At 61.4% G+C, this 18,725-nt stretch carries 17 protein-coding genes; 3 read left to right on the top strand and 14 right to left on the bottom strand.

The window, feature by feature from the left end; all coding sequences use genetic code 11:
* Positions 1 to 14 precede the first annotated feature (14 nt).
* The 6 genes from rsmA to Asbog_RS09890 all read right to left on the bottom strand — a co-directional run bounded on the left by rsmA (position 15) and on the right by Asbog_RS09890 (position 7,392).
* Positions 15 to 833 carry a 16S rRNA (adenine(1518)-N(6)/adenine(1519)-N(6))-dimethyltransferase RsmA gene (gene rsmA, locus Asbog_RS09915; protein WP_062165021.1) on the bottom strand — a complete coding sequence of 273 codons (819 nt, stop codon included), beginning with the start codon at positions 831 to 833 and terminating at the stop codon, positions 15 to 17.
* Positions 830 to 2,359 carry a peptidylprolyl isomerase gene (locus Asbog_RS09910; protein ID WP_083510984.1) on the bottom strand — a complete coding sequence of 510 codons (1,530 nt, stop codon included), beginning with the start codon at positions 2,357 to 2,359 and terminating at the stop codon, positions 830 to 832. The genes rsmA and Asbog_RS09910 overlap by 4 nt, the downstream gene beginning before the upstream one ends.
* Before the next feature lie 10 nt (positions 2,360 to 2,369).
* Positions 2,370 to 4,682: an LPS-assembly protein LptD gene (locus Asbog_RS09905; protein WP_062165020.1), complete on the bottom strand. Its 2,313-nt coding sequence runs from the start codon at positions 4,680 to 4,682 to the stop codon at positions 2,370 to 2,372.
* Positions 4,682 to 5,833, bottom strand: coding sequence for an LPS export ABC transporter permease LptG (gene lptG, locus Asbog_RS09900; protein WP_023977652.1), 1,152 nt, complete (start codon positions 5,831 to 5,833; stop codon positions 4,682 to 4,684). Before lptG ends, Asbog_RS09905 begins: the two co-directional genes overlap by 1 nt.
* Complete coding sequence (lptF, locus tag Asbog_RS09895) at positions 5,823 to 6,974, bottom strand: LPS export ABC transporter permease LptF (RefSeq protein WP_062165019.1); 1,152 nt, start codon at positions 6,972 to 6,974, stop codon at positions 5,823 to 5,825. Before lptF ends, lptG begins: the two co-directional genes overlap by 11 nt.
* Before the next feature lie 64 nt (positions 6,975 to 7,038).
* Positions 7,039 to 7,392 carry a hypothetical protein gene (locus tag Asbog_RS09890; protein ID WP_231944553.1) on the bottom strand — a complete coding sequence of 118 codons (354 nt, stop codon included), beginning with the start codon at positions 7,390 to 7,392 and terminating at the stop codon, positions 7,039 to 7,041.
* Positions 7,393 to 7,777: 385 nt separating this feature from the next.
* Between Asbog_RS09890 and Asbog_RS09885 the strand changes: the two genes are divergently transcribed.
* Together Asbog_RS09885 and Asbog_RS09880 are read left to right on the top strand one after the other, a co-directional pair.
* Positions 7,778 to 9,025, top strand: a complete 1,248-nt coding sequence (locus Asbog_RS09885; RefSeq protein ID WP_062165018.1) for a DUF3142 domain-containing protein — start codon at positions 7,778 to 7,780, stop codon at positions 9,023 to 9,025.
* Positions 8,991 to 11,159: a hypothetical protein gene (locus Asbog_RS09880; protein WP_146926361.1), complete on the top strand. Its 2,169-nt coding sequence runs from the start codon at positions 8,991 to 8,993 to the stop codon at positions 11,157 to 11,159. The genes Asbog_RS09885 and Asbog_RS09880 overlap by 35 nt, the downstream gene beginning before the upstream one ends.
* A 48-nt stretch (positions 11,160 to 11,207) precedes the next feature.
* Here the strand turns inward: Asbog_RS09880 and ccmI are convergent, their stop codons facing one another.
* From ccmI to Asbog_RS09845, 7 genes are read right to left on the bottom strand one after another with little or no spacing between them, the layout of a single operon-like run.
* A complete protein-coding gene (ccmI, locus tag Asbog_RS09875) occupies positions 11,208 to 12,005 on the bottom strand; it encodes a c-type cytochrome biogenesis protein CcmI (protein WP_062165016.1) in 798 nt (265 codons plus the stop codon).
* Complete coding sequence (locus tag Asbog_RS09870; protein ID WP_031240022.1) at positions 12,002 to 12,457, bottom strand: cytochrome c-type biogenesis protein; 456 nt, start codon at positions 12,455 to 12,457, stop codon at positions 12,002 to 12,004. Before Asbog_RS09870 ends, ccmI begins: the two co-directional genes overlap by 4 nt.
* Before the next feature lie 53 nt (positions 12,458 to 12,510).
* Positions 12,511 to 13,101: a redoxin domain-containing protein gene (locus Asbog_RS09865; RefSeq protein ID WP_062165014.1), complete on the bottom strand. Its 591-nt coding sequence runs from the start codon at positions 13,099 to 13,101 to the stop codon at positions 12,511 to 12,513.
* A complete protein-coding gene (locus Asbog_RS09860) occupies positions 13,098 to 15,116 on the bottom strand; it encodes a heme lyase CcmF/NrfE family subunit (RefSeq protein WP_062165013.1) in 2,019 nt (672 codons plus the stop codon). The genes Asbog_RS09865 and Asbog_RS09860 overlap by 4 nt, the downstream gene beginning before the upstream one ends.
* 10 nt (positions 15,117 to 15,126) lie before the next feature.
* Positions 15,127 to 15,642, bottom strand: a complete 516-nt coding sequence (gene ccmE, locus Asbog_RS09855; RefSeq protein ID WP_062165866.1) for a cytochrome c maturation protein CcmE — start codon at positions 15,640 to 15,642, stop codon at positions 15,127 to 15,129.
* A 35-nt stretch (positions 15,643 to 15,677) separates the two neighbouring features.
* Positions 15,678 to 15,875, bottom strand: coding sequence for a heme exporter protein CcmD (gene ccmD / locus Asbog_RS09850; RefSeq protein ID WP_062165012.1), 198 nt, complete (start codon positions 15,873 to 15,875; stop codon positions 15,678 to 15,680).
* A complete protein-coding gene (locus tag Asbog_RS09845) occupies positions 15,872 to 16,633 on the bottom strand; it encodes a heme ABC transporter permease (protein WP_062165864.1) in 762 nt (253 codons plus the stop codon). Before Asbog_RS09845 ends, ccmD begins: the two co-directional genes overlap by 4 nt.
* A 215-nt stretch (positions 16,634 to 16,848) precedes the next feature.
* Here Asbog_RS09845 and Asbog_RS09840 point away from each other — a divergent pair, with 215 nt between their 5' ends.
* Positions 16,849 to 17,271 carry an EVE domain-containing protein gene (locus tag Asbog_RS09840; RefSeq protein WP_062165862.1) on the top strand — a complete coding sequence of 141 codons (423 nt, stop codon included), beginning with the start codon at positions 16,849 to 16,851 and terminating at the stop codon, positions 17,269 to 17,271.
* A 16-nt stretch (positions 17,272 to 17,287) separates the two neighbouring features.
* Here the strand turns inward: Asbog_RS09840 and pdxR are convergent, their stop codons facing one another.
* Positions 17,288 to 18,724 carry a MocR-like pyridoxine biosynthesis transcription factor PdxR gene (gene pdxR, locus Asbog_RS09835; RefSeq protein ID WP_062165011.1) on the bottom strand — a complete coding sequence of 479 codons (1,437 nt, stop codon included), beginning with the start codon at positions 18,722 to 18,724 and terminating at the stop codon, positions 17,288 to 17,290.
* Position 18,725 lies beyond the last annotated feature (1 nt).

Below are 18,725 nucleotides of genomic sequence, written 5' to 3'. Positions count from 1 at the left end.
GCACTGAGCGCGGCTCAGCCCTCTTTGCAGACCAGTTTTGCAAGCGTGGCAAACTCGTCGATCGACAGTGTCTCGGCCCGCCTCGTCGCGATGATTCCTGCCCTTTCAAGCAGGGCCTCGCCGCCAATGGGACGCAACGAGGCACGAAGCATCTTTCTTCTCTGCCCGAAGGCGAGATGCGTCACATGCTCCATCGCCTTGAACATCGAGGCTGAAGGCTGGATGGGCTTCGGGACGATATCGACCACAGCCGACTCTACCTTGGGCGGGGGCGAGAAAGCACCCGCAGGGACTTTCATGACGACATTGCAGGTTGCGCACCACTGCGCCAGCACACCCAGTCGGCCATACGCACCGGTATCGGGCGCGGCACAGATACGCTCGGCCACCTCAAGCTGGAACATGAGCGTCATGCGCTCCCAGGACGCTGCCTGACGTAACCATGCGACCAGAAGAGGCGTGCCGACATTATAGGGCAAGTTGGCCACGATCTTGCGTGGCGCGGGGCATAGCGTGGCGCAGTCCAGAGACGTGGCATCCGCCTTGATCAGATGCAGCCTGCCTTGGGCGTGGGCGACAAGTTCATCCAGCAGGGGCCAGGCACGCTGATCGATCTCGACCGCATGCACCGCATCGGCTTTCGTATCCAGCAGGGCGCGTGTCAGGCCACCGGGACCGGGGCCGATCTCGACCACTTGCCGTCCAGCCATGTCGCCAGCCAGTGCGGCGATCCGGGCAACGATTCCCGGATCGAGAAGAAAATGCTGACCGAAGGATTTCTTCGCATCCAGACCATGAATCCGGATTGCGTCACGCAGGGATGGAAGGGTCATCCCTGGTCCGAAACTGGCTTGCCGTGGGGCTTGCCACCCTGTGCCGCACCGCCTTGTTCCGACCCGTGATGGGCAGGCTTGGCGGGGGCCTCATCATCGGCAGCAGCGTCATCGCTTGCCTTGGCCGAAGCGGTCTTGTCGTCCTTGCGCATCTCGATGACGGAGCGACGCTCCAGATCACGCTCGAGCTGACGCGAGGCCTGTTCGACGCGCTCATTCATCAGGCTGTCGGCAATCTCACTCGGGCTCTGCTGGGCAATATTCTTCTGTCCCTTGGTGCAGACTGTCAGCAGCGCGATACCATCAGAGGAGACAAGCGGGCGGCTCGACTGCCCGACGGGCAGATCGGCCAGTACCTGACGCATCTGCGGATTCAGACGCTCAAGGACGAGCTGACCGCCCGGATCGGAAGGATGCTTCTCACCCAGAGAGCGATTGAGCGCCTCCATCGACTCACAGCCATGCACGGATTGTGCGGCTGCCGTGGCTTTCTGAAGGGTCAGCTTCTGCTGATCCGTCGGCGCCTGTGGGTTGAGTGGTGAGGAGAAGGGGAAGAAGGCCTGACGTACCGTGATCATCGTGACGTTCTGATGGCCGATGGTGCGCTTGCCGTTGACCGTGACGATCACGTAGCCGCCCGCCACCTTCACCGGGTTCGAAATGGCCCCGATGGGCATCTGGCGCACGATCTCGACAACCGGCGGGTCGAGACTGTCTTCCTGCACCCAGCCCATTGTTCCGCCGTCAAGCGCGGTCTGGGCCTGCGAGAACTGCGCTGCGACGATAGGGAAAGGCGCCCCGTTGCGCAGCTGTGTGATGATTGTCTTGGTGAACTCCAGCTCGGTTTCCGAATGGCGCGGATCGGCGACCGGAATGAAGATCTCGCTCACATTGTACTGGGCGCGGCCTTCCTCGGCACGAAGGGCCTCCTCACGCTGAGATATCTCACGCGCCGTGATGCGGCCGCGTCCCGAAATCTCTTCGCGAAGCACCTGCATCCAGCCGATCTGCACGCGAATCTGGTCGATCAGGGTGGTGAGCGATACACCATCCTGCGCCAGTCGGTCACGCAGGGCATTCTTGGGCATGCCATTGCGGGATTCGATGTTGTTGATGGCCTGGGCGATCTGCTGCGGTTCGACATTGATGTGACGCTTGAGAATTTCCTGCGTCTTGATGCGCTCATCGACCAGCTGACGAATGATCTGCGGGCGCAGGCGCTGCATCAGGTCGGCGCTGATATTCAGCCCCGTGGAAAGTGCAAAAAGCTTGCCGCGGTTATCGACGTCGCGCTCGGTCAGAACCTGACCGTTGATCGTTCCCAGAATGGCATCTTCCGGCGGATTGGCCGCCGGTGCGACGCTGCCATGGCCCGGGCGGGCATGGGTGGCGTGATGCGGGGTCGCCGCCTCTGCTGTCAGAGCAGGCAGGACGAGGCAGGTGGCAAAGCCCATAAGTATCGCACGCAGGGGCCGGGCAGCGCCGGATTGCGGGGCAGCCCGGAGGAAGGGGGCGGTAAGGGTCATTGCGCGTCCGTCAGCCATTGATTCCGAAGGTACCGATTGTCTTGAAGGTGAGATTGAACAGCACCGTCGTATTACGCTGCTGGCCACCGATCGAGGTATATTGCTTGATCGCAAGGATGTCCAAGCCGAAGCAGTCATTGGAGTAGCCGATATCGCCACCCAGGCTGACAAACTCCTTGCGTGACAGCGAACGGCGACCATAGATCGAAGCGTGGTATTGTTTATAGGCCGTCGAGACGCCCGCTGTTACTTCGTTTGTCTTTGTATAATAGACCTGCGTCGGACCATTCAGTCGATAGTTCGTCGCATAGAAGTAATAGGGCGTGACAGGCTCATAGATATACCCGGCATTCACATGGAATATGGGCACACCGACACTGACCAGTCCCTCGCCATAATCGAAGCTCTTGCGATAGGGGTCATAGCGGCCACGGGCCGTCAGATCGAGATAGCGGTTGGGGCTGACGCGCACACGTGCCACGGGTGACGAGAGGTGATGCGACAGGCCCGAATAGGGGATGCGGTTCTGGGTAACGTGCTGCTGGATGCTCTCACCCACCAGAAAATCCACGACATGGCCACGCCACGTCCAGTTGCCATGCACACCGATATTGCCGCGCAGGCCGCCATCCAGACGGTCGGTGCCGGTATAGCGGTTCAGCGCGAACAAGGTGCTGTCCGTGAACTCGTATTGCAGCGAATCTTCGTTGGGGATCATGCGCGTGGCACTATTGCCCATATTGGGTGCGGCAATCGCCTGCACGATGGGCTCAAGCACCTGAGAGCCGTGACCATGTGCAAAGCTGCGCATGAAGGGCCAGTTCATCTTCAAGGCGACGGTGGGAAGCACGAAACCTGTCGTATGCGTGCCAGTGTCGGTATAATAGGTTGGCTGCTCAGTCATGTGGCTGGCATTATATACTGTGGCGTCAAGACGCGCTGTCAGCAGCCAGATCTGGCCCAGCACATTGTGGAATGGCCGGTTCCAGTTCATCTGGATCTGCCCGCGCTGATCGCGTGTTCCCTCGGGGCGATAGACGTTGAAGTCGTTTGTGCTGAGCGAGAATGTGCCACCCAGCGGATCCGTCTCACCTTGAAACGCATAGGTAAAGCGCGGCAGAACGAAAGGCAGATTCGAGTTGCGGATAACGCCCTGGTTCAGGCCCTGATAGAACTGCCCGTCGAGACGCGTGTAGGAGCCCACGCCGAAGCCATCGATATAGGCTGTCGATTGCAGTGTTTCGTTGCCGTAGCCTGTGATGCGATAGTCACGCATGTAGTTGGCCGAAGAGGCAAGATTGACGTTTGCGCCAGCGCGCCAGTGATCGTCGATATCGAAAATAGCATTGCCACGGACATAGCCCTGGATGCCATTGTCGTTCGTGCCATCAACCGTATTGCCGAACGTGTTGACGTAGCTGCCTTCCTTATGGGTGCTGTAGGCCACGCCGCCCGTGAAGTTGATCTTGCCGAAATTGAGCTGGTTTCGATACTGCCCGCTAATCTGCGGTCCTGTGCGGGTCGAGACAAGCCCCTGGACGGTCAGATCCTGCTGGTCATCAATCGCCCAGAAATAGGGGATGGTAAAATAGGTGCCCAGATAACGGTCATGCGGGTTGATCCCCGGGATCAGGAAGCCGCTCTGACGCTTCACGCTGGGGTCCGTCATTGAAAACAGAGGCAGGTACATGATCGGCAGTCCGAACATGTCCAGATAGGCGTGGCTGAATTCGATGCGTTTGTGTTCGGCATCCTGGGTCGCATTATAGGCGCGCAACTGCCAGAAGGGCGGGCGTGAGGGATCCTTGGCGCAGATCTGGCAGGCCGTATAAACGGCCTTCGCCATGTCATTGATCTTGCCGTTGGTGCGCCTCATGCCATTGGCTGCAAGCTTGGCATTGTCTTCCATGCGCAGGAAAATGCCGCGTGCAATGCCATCATGCATGCCGTTGCTGAGCTCGACATAGTCCGCGAAGCTGGTGCTGCCATCGGGCTCGACCATTGCAACGTGACCTGTGGCCGTCAGGACACCGGTATTACGGTCGAACACGATCTTGTCGGCGCGAAGTGCGTGCTCGCCCTGCCAGACCTGCACATTGCCTGTCCAGGTTGCCACACCGCTGCGGGTGTAGCTCTCGTTATCGGCAAGATAGGTGACAGGATCGGACTGTGAAGACGGCTTGCCAACGGCAACTTTCGGCCCCGCCTGGCGCTGCATGGTTGCATCCGCCTCAGGAACGGCACCGAATGTCGCCGTGCCCGCCAGCATGGAGGCAGCAAGCCATGACCTGCGCCTGTGATGCGCAACGCGCCGTTTCGACATCAACCATCCTCCAGATGCAGAAGCAAGGCTACCGCCAAGCAGAGACCCGCGCCAGTCGGTGCCCATGCCGCCATGACAGGCGGCAACGCACCGGATTCACCAAATTGCGCCGCCACCTTCGAGATGGTGAAAAGCGCGAAGCCCGCCGCGATTCCCGAGCCCAGCATCCGGGCCACACCGCCGCGCCGGGTAGGGCGCATCGAGAAGCCGGCAGAGACGAGTGCCATTGTACCGCACAGGATCGGAAGAGCTAACAGAGTCTGGAAGTGCAGTCGATGCCGGATGGAGGAAAAACCAGACCGCTCGAGGAGATGGATGAAACCCGGCAGCGTCCAGACGGACAATGTATCGGGCGACGCAAAGCTCTGCTCGACGCGACGCAGCGAGAGATTGGTCGGCAGAAGATAATCGCCGATATGGATCGGCAAGTGGTTCGGCCTGACTGTCGCAGCATTTTCCAGCTTCCACGCACCTTCCACCAGTTCGCCGCGAGGGGCCTCGATACGGATGACAAGCTGATCGCGCGCGTCGAGGCGGAAGATGCTGATGTCGTTGATCTGCAATTTGCGGTCCCGCAGAAAGACGTGACGCGCGTGCAGGATAGCAACACCCTGTCCGCCCTGCTCATCATCGAGCTGGCGCAGCCATAGCGCACCGCCATTAAGGGAGAGTGGTCCCCCCCCGGTCTTCAGATAGGCCTCGTCCAGCAACTCCGCCTTGCGGAACATGGAGGAGGAAAGCGGTGAGAGCGCCATCGTCCCGAAAGCGCCCATCAGAATGGCGCAGGCCAGGGGTGCCGCAAGAAACTGCCAGGCCGAGATGCCCGCTGCACGGGCAACAATCAGCTCGGACGAGCGCGTCAGGCGCCAGAAGCACACGATACCCCCCAGCAGGATACCAAACGGCATGATCATGATCATGAAATATGGCACATGTAGCCCGGCAATTTCGGTCACCAGGCTCGTCGGGACATCGGGTTTGGTGGCGACACGCCGCAGAAGATCGATGAAATCGAACAGGGAGACGAGCCCTGTCAGCGCGGCGATCATTGCCAGCGAGAACAGCGTGAAAATGCGCGAGATATAGACCGAGAGCGTGACCGACACCCCGGCCGAGGTGCCGCGGAACAGGGCCAGGGTATTACGCGCCATGAGATGTCTTCCGGCCGGAATTCAGCCCTCTGGGCAGGAAGAGCCATACCGCGCAGCCAATGGCAGGCAGTATCGCTACGCCCCAGAGAAGCGGGACAAGACCGAGATTTCGGCCTGCCAGATTTTGCAGCATGAGGGACATGGCCATCAGCCCCACAACGGAGAGAATGGCGGCCAATGGGCGTTTGATGTTGCCGTGGCGGGAGAACGCACCGCTCAGCACGGCAACGAGCGCGATCATGCTGAAAGACAGGGTGGTGAGGGGGGAGGTCAGACGCCTCCACCCTTCCACCGCGAACTTGCCCCAGTCACGCTGCGAGACATAGCGCGGGTCAGGGTGGAAGAGCTCGGGGAGAGACATTTCGGAAGCGTCGCGCACTTCGGTATCGGCCTGTTTGCTGCTGGAAAGATCGATCGAATTCCGCGTGAAGGTCAGGACGTTGAGCCGCCCCGTATGGTGATCGATCTCTTGGCGGGAGCCATTGAAGAGCACCACGCGCGGCTGGTTATCGACCACCACCATTGTTCCACGTTCAGCAATGATCGTTGCGCGCGCCTCAGGCTGACGGTCATCCTCCACAAACACACCGTGCATTTCCCCGTCACGGTCGCGCGTGCGCACATAGACGGTCATGTCTTTCGAGAGCTGAGCAAACACACCATCCTGAAGCAGGAAGGCCGCCATACGATTGCGGATCTCGAATTCGTAGCGCCTGAAGGCGTGGTAGGAGACCGGGACAAGCCACAGGTTGAGAATATACCCAATAACGGTCGTGATCAGGGCACAGGCCATGGCTGGCCGCGCCAGCTGGAAAGGCGAAAGCCCCGCTGCCTGCATGACCGTGAGCTCACGATCGCCCGACATACGCTGATAACCGAACAGCACGACAAGGAAGGTCGTGATTGGCAGGATGACCGCGAGGAAAGAGGGGATCATCAGAGAGGTGAGCTGAATGAACACGCGCAGCGACAGGCCACGATCCACGACAAGTGATACGAAGCGCAACGACTGCATAAGCCAGATGAGCGCAATGGCACCACTGGTAATGCCCACCAGCCCAAGGAAAAGCTGACGCAGGATATAGCGTTCTCGCAGCAGCAGGAGAGAGCGTTGTTTGGAGCGTGAAGCCGAAGCAGACATGAGTATTGCCCTTAGCGTTTCGCCGGACGTGCCGAAAGCTGCATCTTGTTACGAATGTTCAGGATCAGCGCGGATCACGCAACCAGCGATCGCCGGTGTGGCGGCTATGCGCCACAAAGAAACCGGCCAGCAGACCTGCCACAGCAAAGGCGAATGTCCAGCCGGAAGGACGTATCAGCAGGAGGGACAGGGCAGGAGCCGCAATGAGTCCGATCAGCGTGCTGACAATTGTCTCTCGACGAGTGGGGCCGAAATGACGCTGGGCATGGCAGGTAGGGCATTCTTCATCCGTGCGCTGCATCTTGCCGCGGCAGACCGGGCACAGAACGACCGTTTCCTGCGCCGGTGGTCTAGGCACAGGAAGATAATTGCCGGTGATGACCGATCTTTGTCGGGGCAGGGGGGAGAGACGCGCCATGAAGTGCACATGCCGCGAAGCATGGGGGCAGCGCAATATGAAAATCAGGCAAGGTGGCGCGCTGAGACCAACTCAGGACTGTTTCGACCCATCATGGTTCCTACTTGATCGGCTGACCTGATCAGGCCGCGGACCCGCGCGGCGCTATCGTATTGCGCTCTCTGGCAGGCGTCTCATCGCCCTCAACTGTGCGAAGGTCCGGGGAAGGCCCTGAACGTGCCGGCTGCCGCGGGTCTTGGTGAGGAATATGATATGGCAGGCACGGCCCCCCCCCTTCAGCCGCATCGCTTGGCAACCTGTATGATCCCCGTCTAGATCGTCCTGACAGGCTGATCCCGTGGGGACCAGAGCCTCGATGGCTGCGCCTGAATGCAGGAGGTGAATCGTGCACAGATGGCGCGCCGCACTCGCCGGGGCCTTCGTTCTTCTCGCTGCCCTGATCTGCCTCGCAGGGGTTTCGGCGATGCGGTTTCTCGGACCCGCATCCGTGCAGCTGCCATCGGATGCCTATATCTGGCAGCGTCAATGGCGGGATGAACTGGTCCGCTCCATCGCGCAGGCTGCGCCCTCTATACAGACCTGGCACATTCTCGCCGCCGAGTTCGACCAGACCGGCCTGTGGCGTGATACGGCGTTGCTTAGCTCAAAACAGGTTCTGGCATCGCATCGTGTGATCGCCGTGTTCCGCATCAGCGGCCGGATAGAGGCGCTCGATCCTGTGCAAACAGGCTACCATATCAAGCAGGTGCTGGCTCAATGGCAGTCGCTCGGCCTTACGCCGGAGGGGGTCGAGATCGATCATGACTGCCCCACCGCCCGGCTTGGCGATTATGCGACATGGCTCGATGCACTCCATCGCAGATTGTCGGGGCGCTACCGTCTGACGATTACAGCCTTGCCAAGCTGGATCGGCGCCCCGGCGCTCGGTTCGGTCCTGTCCCATGTCGAGGGCGTCGTCCTGCAGCTTCACGCCGTCAGCAATCCGGCGGGCGGGCTGTTCAGGGCCCATGAGGCCCAGCGCGATGCTTCCCGCTTTGGCAGGATTTCACCCGTTCCGTGGCAGATTGCGCTGCCAAGCTACGGTACGAAAATCATATGGGGGGAGGCTGGGCAGCCGGTCGCGGTCGAAAGCGAGATGGCACGCGGCATTGCCAGAGGGGCGGGGCAGGAACTGACCGTTGCTCCGGAGGAGGTCGCGCGGTTCATGCAGCGTATCGAGCGCGCGCCGCCCGCGGGTCTGGCGGGATGGATCTGGTTCCGCCTGCCGGTTGCGGGTGACCGACGCGCCTGGAGCCTGCCTGCGTGGCTGACGCTGGTCAGGCACGAGCCATTGCGCAGGGCACTCTCGCTTGGCCTGAACCCGCAAGGTGCAGCTTTGTATCATATCGTGTTGAGAAATGACGGCACGATTGACGCCACGCTGCCGCTCATTATCCATGCTGACAAGGACTGCGCCGGTATGGGCGCGCAGGGGCCTTATCGCCTCGATTACGACCGGACGGGCCCGGTTCTTGTCAGAACGGGTGAGGCGCTTCTGCCGGTCGGACAGGAAATTGTTGCGGGCTGGCTAACCTGCCAGAAAAAGAAAGATCAGATCAATGTCTCAGCGCAGGACGTTACCCCACGCTTCTGAAGGCCATGCACCCCGCCAAAAGCGGCTGACAGCAAGGCAGGGGGCCTTGCTTGGCGTGCTGGTTGTGGTGCCTGCAAGCCTTGTCGGCGTCATGGCCTGCGGTCCGTTCTTTCCCGAGCCGCTGCTGAATGACCGTACACACACGCTTGAGAAGCTGCCTTCTTTTTCGTTCTCCTATGCAATCAGACATCTTTATCCCGGACAGAAGGTAACGCCAGAGCCGTCGCCAGGATCAGGGGCTATGTCGCCTCCGGATGAGGATAGCCCAGCTGAAGCTCGGGCGCGCGATCTCTACCAGAGCGGCGCGCAGGCCTATCGCGACCCCAGTAGCGCCGATCACGGGATCGACGCATTCAAGGCGGTTCTTGCGCTTCCGGACGCCAGCAACGCGCATGAGAAAGTTGCGGCAGCCTTTATGCTGGGCAAGGCGTATAGTATTTCGGCTTTTGCGTCAGCCAACGATCCGGAGCATGACCTGACCGAAGCTGCCCGGGCCTTTGCCCTGACGCGGTCGCTGGTCGAGGCAGGCGCATATGATCCTGACGCCCTGGCTCAGGCCTCATGGGGTGAAGAGGCGAAGCTCTATCTGCGCGGTGCCAATGGTCTGTGCGGCTGGCGCGAAATGGAGACCCGTGCCCCGTGCACGACCAGCCTGAGGAAGGATCTGATTGGTAAGGCGCTCCTTCTTTATGTGCACCAGGTTGAATCCGGATCCTACGCCGGTGAGGACTCCCTGCGTTACGTCCTGGCGTGGGTCTCGCAATATCCCGATCTGGTGAGAGCGCTCGCCGCTGATCCGCTGTCGCGCAAACTGCTCAGTGCCTATGCCCTGTCTTTCGACTATGACGGTGACCTCGCCCATTCATCCCTGAAAAATCTTGCGACTGCCGTGCATGAGCAGGGCGTCAAACCGGATGACGGAACCGATCTGCTGGCGGCCGCGGCCTATCGTCAGGGTCAGTTCGATCTGGCGCGGGATTTCGCGGCACAGAATTCGTCCCCTCTGGCTGCCTGGGTGCGCGCCAAGCTGGCTGTCCGCGCCAATGACACAAAAGCTGCAACGCTTGCTTATGCCGAAGCGACCAAAGGGTTCCCGACACTGGCGCCTGCGCAAGACCCTGCCATTGCAGTGCGTATGCAGGGTGAGCAGGGTGTGCTGGCGCTATCGCGTGGCGAATATGTGCAGGCGCTTCTCTGGCTCTATAAAGCCGCGCAGCAGGCCGGACCGGGCAGCGATGTCGGAATCGATGCCGCCTATGTCGCTGAGCGCGTTCTAAGCGTCGATGAACTCATGCGGTTCGTGGATGCCAACGTACCCTCAACGCTGGCCAAGGCATCTGGCGCCAGACCATCGGGGGTGCAGAACGGCCAGACGGAACCTGCCGGTGAGCCGCCCGTCGAGACGATGCCGGATGTAATGCGTTCGCTCCTTGTGAGACGCCTGATCCGTGAAAACCGCTTCGCGGAAGCGCTGAATTATACGGATCACGACCACAAAGCAGGGTTCGCGCTCGAGAGCGCGCAAGGCCAGCCGCTCAATCTGACCTATGATCAACTGATCCAGACCTATGCGCAGGCGCTTTCGGACGCAAAGTCGCGCTGGACCCGGGCAGGGCGCGCGGAAGCCTGGTTTCTGGCGGCACGGATCGTGAAGCTCTATGGTATGGAGCTGACCGGCACGGAGCTGGGGCCGGATTATCATATCTGGGGCGGGACTTATGGCTGGGGTGCCGACATCGATCCTCGCTCGGTGCAAGGTCCAGCAGCCCAGAAGCCGCCTGCCTCAAGAACCTTCGTCACGGCGCAGGAAATCGCCCGTTTCGACAGCAGCGCAGTCAAGCCTGATGCGCGCTATCATTATCGCTGGCTTGCCGTCAGCTATGCATCCCGTGCGGCTGACCTCCTTCCTCCGCGCTCGCAGGCTTTTGCGGCTGTGCTCTGTCAGGCAGCTGGGTGGCAGACCGACCAGACCCAAGCGCTCTACCGGCGATATGTGCGCGAGGGGGCCCTCGTCGATTTTGCCCCGAAATTCGGCAATAGCTGCACGGTCAGGCCTGCTTTCGAGCAGACCCGTTTCTACGGGCTGCGCAAGACCTGGCAGCGCGTTCGGACGGCGATCGCGCGTCGGCTCTGAGGGGCGTTGCGTTCGCGCAGGAAGTGTGGCGACAGGCTTGGGCTGATTTCAGGGGGTATTCTCGTGCTCGCCTGTCGCAATGCGGGCCTCGACCGCCAGACGCCACGGAGCATCTGCCGGGGCTTCATCCACAGCGCGTCGATACAGGGCGAGACTATCGGGTGAGATGTGACCGTCACGACGTGTCTGAAGCTCTGCCACCTGCACGGCCAGATCGGGGATGAAGCGTACAGCCAGAACACGACGATACAGGCCGATAGCCTCATCGGGGCGATTCATGGCCTCATCCACCTGTCCCAGCAGCAGGGCCGATCGGATGAAATCCGGGTCCTGAGGCGAGAGTGTTGCCACCTGCCGGGCCAGCTTGCCGAAAAGCGCCTGCAGTTCCGGCGAGACACTGCGCGTGCGGTCCTGATGCGGCTGGGGTGGAAGCGACGGATGACCGTTCACCAGATAGAGCGCGAAACCTGCGACAGGCAGCACGGGTAGCCAGAGCACAGATTTCCAGAGCCGCATACCTTGTGAAACCTGCGCCCGATGGCCCTCGCGATTATCAGGATCCACACGCCCTGCTGGCAGGGCGCGGGCTGTGAGTCCGTCATCGGGCAGCGCGTCGGCGGCGAGAATGCGACGCTGTATCTCCAGCCGTGCCTTGCCCGCCTCAGTGGGGTCGATCAGCCCGGAGGCCATATCCCGATCGAGTTCGCGTAACTGCTCGCGATACAGCACGAGGGCTGACAGGCGTGGACCGACGGGTGGGATCTGGCGCTTCGACTGGAGGAATATCAGCCAAAGCAGCGGCGAGAGGGCCAGAAGCGTGACAAGCAGGAAACCGGGCCAGCTCATGGCTTGCTCTCCTCACGCAGCAGACTGGCCAGACGCGTGGCTTCGGCTTCAGTCAAGGGAGGTTCTTCCTGCTTGCGGCGCATCATCACAAGGGCCGCGCCAATACCGACGGCAACCGCCAGAGCCGGCATGGTCCAGAGCAGCAATGTGGCCATCGAGAATTGCGGCTTCAACCGGATGAACTCGCCATAGCGATGGGTCATCCATGCCATGATCTGGGCGTCGCTCTCGCCTTTTGCCACATGCTCGCGCACGACATGGCGCAAGTCGCGCGCCAGCCCTGCGCTGCTGTCCTCGATGGATTCGTTCTGGCACACCAGACAGCGCAATTGGGCCCCTATGGCAGCCGCCCGCTTTTCCTGTGCGGGGTCGTGCAGCATCTCGGACGGATCGTCCAGCGCCAGAGCCCGACCGGATATCAGGGGTGTGAGGGCTAGCAGCGCTGTCAGCAGAACAACACCAAGCCACGCCGGAACGAGAGAACGTAAGGCCAATCCTGACGGGCTCATGGTGACCTGCCACCACCTGTAGATGGGGCGGATGCCTGCGTGGCGAGAGGCAGGATTGTTTGATGAAACAGGGCGTCATCAAGCGCGGCCGCGCCATGCCATGCAATATGCCCACCCGGCATGACAAGAAAACTTTCGGGCACGCCGGTCACGCCCCAGTCGATGGCGGTCATACCGCTTTCATCCAGGCCGGTGCGTGCATAAGGCGAGCCATCGCGCTCGATGAAACGACGGGCGTCCTGTGGCTTGTCCTTATAGGCAATACCCCAAAGAGCGATGTCGCGGCTGATCACCCGCAGGGCGGCCATTTCTGCGACGCAGGGGATACACCAGGAGGCAAAGAAATTCACGAGCACAGGCACAGGGCTGGCTCTGAGCTCAGCGGTTGAGAAACCGTCACTTTGCCCGGTGAGACCGGGCAGCGAAAAATCCGGAATTGTCTCGCTCGCCTGATCGTTGCGGATGGCATGAGGGTCGAAGGAACCGTCCTGCATCGCTGCCAGCATCTTCCAGCATCCCAGCCCCGCAAGCGTCGCCCCGGCTACGGGAAGCGCCATGAACATCTGGCGTCTTGTCAGGCGTGTCATGGGTGTATCTCCTTCGCGCCCGGCAAGGTAGAGGCTGTGCGGCCTCTGCCGGGCGCACCGAGGCGATGGCGCCGATCCGACAGCGAAAGCGCCCCTCCGAGAGCCATGATCACACCGCCAAGCCAGATCCAGGGGGCAAGCGGATTATTATGAAGGCGCAGCACATAGCGGGTCTGCGCACCTGTGCCATGACTCTCACCCAGCGCCGCGTAGAGGTCACGCAGCAGGTTGGTTCTTATGGCGACATCGGTCGTCACCTGATGCTGGCTTGTGAAATCACGACGCGACGGGTGCAGATGGGCAACAACATGCCCGCCGCGCATGACGGTCAGGTCGGCCACGAGCGCGCGGTAATTCGGGCCGTCCTCCTGTCTGGCGCCATCAAGCCGCCAGACCAGCGCACCCTGCTGGATTGTCTCCCCCACGCCGAGTTCCACCACAGAATGGCTCGCCTGTGACATGCCAGTGAGACCCAGCACCGTCACACCCACGCCGATATGGGCCAGAGCCCCGCCCCATACGGCGCGGGGGAGTCCTGCCACGCGCTGGCGCATGGTCCGGGGTATCGCACTCCACCGGGTTGTGGTGACGCCAAGACGGATGGCCAGATCGGAAAGACTGGCCGCAATGACCCAGAGCCCTGCCGCCGCACAGAGCGCAGGCAGAAGGCCGTCGAGCAGAATGAGCGCGGTTGCAAGCCCAACCACAGCAAAACAGGCCGCCGGATAAAGGCGCCCCAGCACCGGTGAGAGGCGTGCACGCTTCCAGGGCAGCAGAGGGCCGATACCCATCGCAAGCAGGAGGGGCAGTGACAAGGGAATGGTGGTGGCATCGAAAAACGGCTTGCCGACCGAGAGGGTCCGCCCCGTCAGGATCTGCATGAAGGGGGGGTACATGGTGCCGGTCACCACCACCGCGCACAGGGCGCAAAGCAGGATGTTATTGAGCACAAGGCCGCCTTCGCGTGAAAACGGTGCAAAGACGCCCCCCGAGGTGAGTGAGGGCGCGCGCCAGGCAAAAAGCACAAGCGACCCGCCTATGACGAGCGCCAGCAGACCCAGAATGAAGATGCCGCGGGCTGGGTCATTCGCGAAGGCATGAACCGAATTCAGAATACCCGAGCGTACGAGAAATGTGCCCGAAAGCGAGAACGAGAAGCTCGCTATGGCCAGCAGGACGGTCCAGATACGCAAGGCATCGCGTTTTTCGACCACGACGGCCGAATGAACGAGGGCCGTTCCGGTCAGCCAGGGAATAAGCGAGGCGTTTTCCACCGGGTCCCAGAACCAGTAGCCGCCCCAGCCCAGCACATAATAGGACCACCACGAGCCCATCGCGATGCCGCATGTGAGAAACGCCCAGGCCGCCACGGCCCAGGGGCGTACCCAGCGGCCCCAGGCCGCATCCACACGACCCTCGATCAGGGCAGCGACTGCAAAGGCGAAGGGCACGGCAAACCCGACATAGCCAGTGTAGAGAATGGGCGGGTGGAAGGCGAGGCCGGGGTCCTGCAGAAGCGGGTTCATGCCCTGCCCGTCATCGGGTGCTGGCCAAATGCGGTCGAACGGGTCGGAGGTGAGCAGACAGAAAAGCTGGAACCCGGTCGATACGCCACCCAGAATGGCCAGCACGCGGGCCTTGAGCACAAGCGGCAGGTTGCGGCCAAACAGGGCCACGGCGCCTCCGCACAGGGCAAGGATAAGCGCCCAGAGCAAAACCGACCCCTCGTGATTACCCCAGACGCCCGTGATCTTGTAAAGCAATGGCTTGCTCAGGGCAGAATTCGCGGCCACGTTCTGAACCGAGAAATCATCACTTACCGCGCAGGCAATCAGGCTTGCGAAGGAAAAGCCCAGCGCCAGAAGCTGGGCTACAGCCAGCGCCGGGGCCAGATCGAGCAGCGCAACTCTGGCGCGTGCGGCCCCCCAGAGCGGCAGGATGAACTGGGCCAGTGCGATCACGCAGGCCAGAGCCAGTGCATAATGGCCCTGTTCGGCCCCCAGGACAGAAATCATGCGACAGACATCATGGTGTTGTGTGACCCTTGGCATCGTCACGGATCATGCTCGTCCAGCTTTCGGAACTGGGCGGTTTGCCAAAGCGCGGGTCCCATTTGCCGCTGCGTTGCAAGGCTTCGGCCACCTCTTTCGGCATATAGGTCTCGTCATGCTTGGCCAACACTTCAGAGGCTGCAAAGGGGGCGCCGACATGATAGCTGCCAAGGGCGACCACACTTTGCCCTTCCCGGAACAGATCCGGCAGGATGCCCTCGAAACGTACTTCGACGGCGGCTTGCCCATCCGTGACCCTGAAGAAATTGACCGGTGTCTTGCCATCCGTTTCGCGTCGGAGCGACCCCGCCACGACCATGCCGCCAAGGCGAATCACCCGGTCAGGCGCGGGTGGCTTTTGCACAAGCTGTGAGGGCGCCATGAAGAAGACAATGCTGGACGAAAACGCATTCAGCACCAGCGCCGTGGCAACAGCGAAGCAGGCGAGGCAACTTATTACGAGCCACAACCGGCGGGATTTTCGGGTCATGCGACGTCTGGGACGTGCCTGAAACAGCGCATCGCTCATGAAGTCGCCCCCTGATCGGGGAGCGATCCGGTTTCGGGGCTACCGGTGCTGCGTTGTCTGGCTTCCTGACGCTGTTCGAGCAGCGCAAGGCGGGCTCTGGCGCGGCGCAGCCGCATCACAAGAGGCAGGGTAAAGGCACCGATCATCACAAGCGTCGCGGCATAGGAGGCAACGATATAGGGCAGATGGGTCACGCGGCCGGTCCCTCATGCATGAGCGATCGGGTCATGATCTGTCGGGCCCGGGCTTCAAGAATGGCGGCCTTGAGGCGGCCTGTCACAAGGGCGGCGAAGCCGAAGGCAAAGCCGACCATGCAGCATGAAAGCGGCAGCAGCATGGATGGCGGCATGGCTGGGGCATGGGTAAGCGTGATGCTGTCGGGCTGATGCAGGGTATTCCACCAGCTGACGCTGAACTTGATGATGGGCAGATCGATGACACCGGCAATGGCCAGAACAGCTGCGGCACGATAACCGCGCTGCGGGTCGTCGAAGGCCTGAATCAGCGCAATATGACCAAGATACAGAAAAAACAGCACGAGAACCGATGTCAGCCGCGCATCCCACACCCACCATGTCCCCCACATGGGCTTGCCCCAGAGCGAACCGGTAATCAGACACAGTGCGGTAATGGCAGCGCCTAATGGCCCGATCTCGATGGCGGCAAGGTCGGCCAGAGGATGCTTCCAGACGAGGGACAGAACCCCGCATATGGCAAGAGCGGCATAGCCACCCGAGGCCAGTATCGCCATGGGAACATGGATATACATGATCCGTACGGCATCCCCCTGCTGCCAGTCTGCTGGCGACCAGATCAGCGCCCAGACCAGACCGACACCAAGAGTCAGGCATGACAGAAGGGTCAGGAGCGGCAACAGCCATTGCGCCAGCTTCAGGAAGCGCCCCGGATTGGCGTAACGATGCAGGAACGTTCCCCGTACGGGCCGTTCCACGCTTTTGCCTCCCTTGGTATCTTGCGCAGTTCCTGTCACTTCGTGCTTCTCTCCCCCTCGATTGCGGTCATGATATAGCCCGCTTCAGCCACCATCCAATGCAGGTTTTGACGGAAAGCCGTCCTGATACGGGATTCATGGCGGGGGAGGGAGGCCATAAGGTGCAGTTTCTTCCGATAACCCAAACAGGTCAGGCCGATAAGAGAGGGACGATAATGCAGTACTGGTTGATCAAATCCGAACCCGAGGCCTTCTCATGGCAGCAGCAGGTGCGCAACGACATCGAGCCCTGGACCGGTGTGCGCAATTATCAGGCGCGCAACAATCTCGCCGCCATGCGTTGTGGCGATTTGGCATTTTTCTATCATTCGGTTTCGGACAAGGAGATCGTGGGTGTGGTCCGGGTTGTCCGTGAATCCTATCCCGATCCGAGCGCCGAAGGCGGTAAATGGGTTTGCGTGGATGTTCAGGCCTGTGGGGCCTTCGAAAACCCGGTTTCTCTCGCGACCATAAAGGCTGATCCGGCTCTGGCTGACATGGCGCTTCTGCGTCAGTCACGTCTCTCGGTAGCGCCTGTCACCGAAGGTGAATGGCACCATCTTTGCCATATGGGAGGGTGGAACAAGCCAAAGGGCTGAGCCTGCCGCAACGGGCTCAAATGCCCGGCGCACCTTCAAACACGGCTCGCAAAAGGGCGGCAAGTCTGGCCGGGTCGTCTTCTCGCAACGATGCAAAGCCCATGATGAGCCCGTCCAGCTTTGTCTGCTGGCAAAGGGCTGACAGACGCCCCATGCGATACCCCGCTGCACTGAGCGCTGTCAGGCAGGCTGTCTCGAAACCCGCATGTTCAAGGATCGCGCCGATTTGGACCCCGCCATGCGGCGGCGTGACATGCAGCCCTTCCACGGTTGAAAGCGCATGATAAAGGGCCATGCCCCGCTGCTGGTAAAGACGCGCGATACGGCGCAAATGCGCCCGGTATTGTCCTGTTTCCATGAGGGCCGCGAGGGCAAGCTGGGCGTGCAGATTGGCGGCGAGGCCCATTGTGCGGTGTGCTGCCCGCAAGTGTGCAACCAGTGGCTCGGGCACAGCCATCCAGCCCAGCCTTAATCCCGGCAGCAAGGCTTTCGAGGCGGAGCCAAGATAGAGCCATTCACACCCCGTGCCATGCGCGGCAAGCGCGGCAATTTCGCGACCATGCCACAGGAACTCGCTGTCGTAATCGTCCTCGAGTATAAGCGCATTCTGGGCTCTGGCGCGCTCAAGAAGGGCGAGACGTCTGTCCAGCCCCATGCGACCGCCCAGAGGGAACTGGTTCGATGGCGTGATATAGACGAGACGCGCTTCGGGGGGCAGTTGGCTGACCTGCATCCCGTGATCATCAACCGGCACGGGGACGAGGCGTGCGCCCGATGCCATGAAGCTCGCGCGGGCACCCAGATAGCCGGGATCCTCTATGGCAATTACATCACCGGGGTCGGTCATGACCTGCGCGATGAGCGTGAGCGATGCCTGAGTGCCTGGAGTGATGATGATCTGCCCGGGGCTGACACGCAACCCGCGATCGCTCGCAAGGCGGGTGCTGATTGCCTCACGCAGGGCATGAGCCCCGTGATACCCGCCATAGGCGGCTTCATCGCCGTGATTCTGGCGCGCAACACGACGCAACGTCTGGGCCCACAGATCGGCGGGAAACTGTGCCTCGTCCGGGACGCCGGGGGATAAGCGGCCTGTATTGCGTTGGTAGCTTGCAGCCCGCGGGTCCTGGGCCAAAATCCTGCCTCTGTCCGACGGGGTGGTCGTGCCGCCCTGAACCGTCCGGGGTGAGGGGAGGTTCGTGCAATGCACAACCGGGCGTCGTCCGGCCCGCATATCGAGAATACCTTCCGCCCGCAGCAGGTCATAGGCCGTGGCGACTGAACTGCGCGAAAGGCCGAGCATGGCGGCAGCCTGTCGAGTCGAGGGCAAGGCTTCGCCATGCGCCAGTTTGCCCAATTTTATGGCGCGACCCAGAGCTGCGAAGAGCTGGACCGGCAAGGGGTCAGATGCGTGTGGATCGACGCTGAACAGGGCGGGCAGGTAAACTGGCATG

This window comes from Asaia bogorensis NBRC 16594 (assembly GCF_001547995.1).
Lineage (GTDB): Bacteria > Pseudomonadota > Alphaproteobacteria > Acetobacterales > Acetobacteraceae > Asaia > Asaia bogorensis.
The sequence above is the reverse complement of the archived record's forward strand: the minus strand, read 5'-3'. Positions and strand labels throughout refer to the sequence as shown.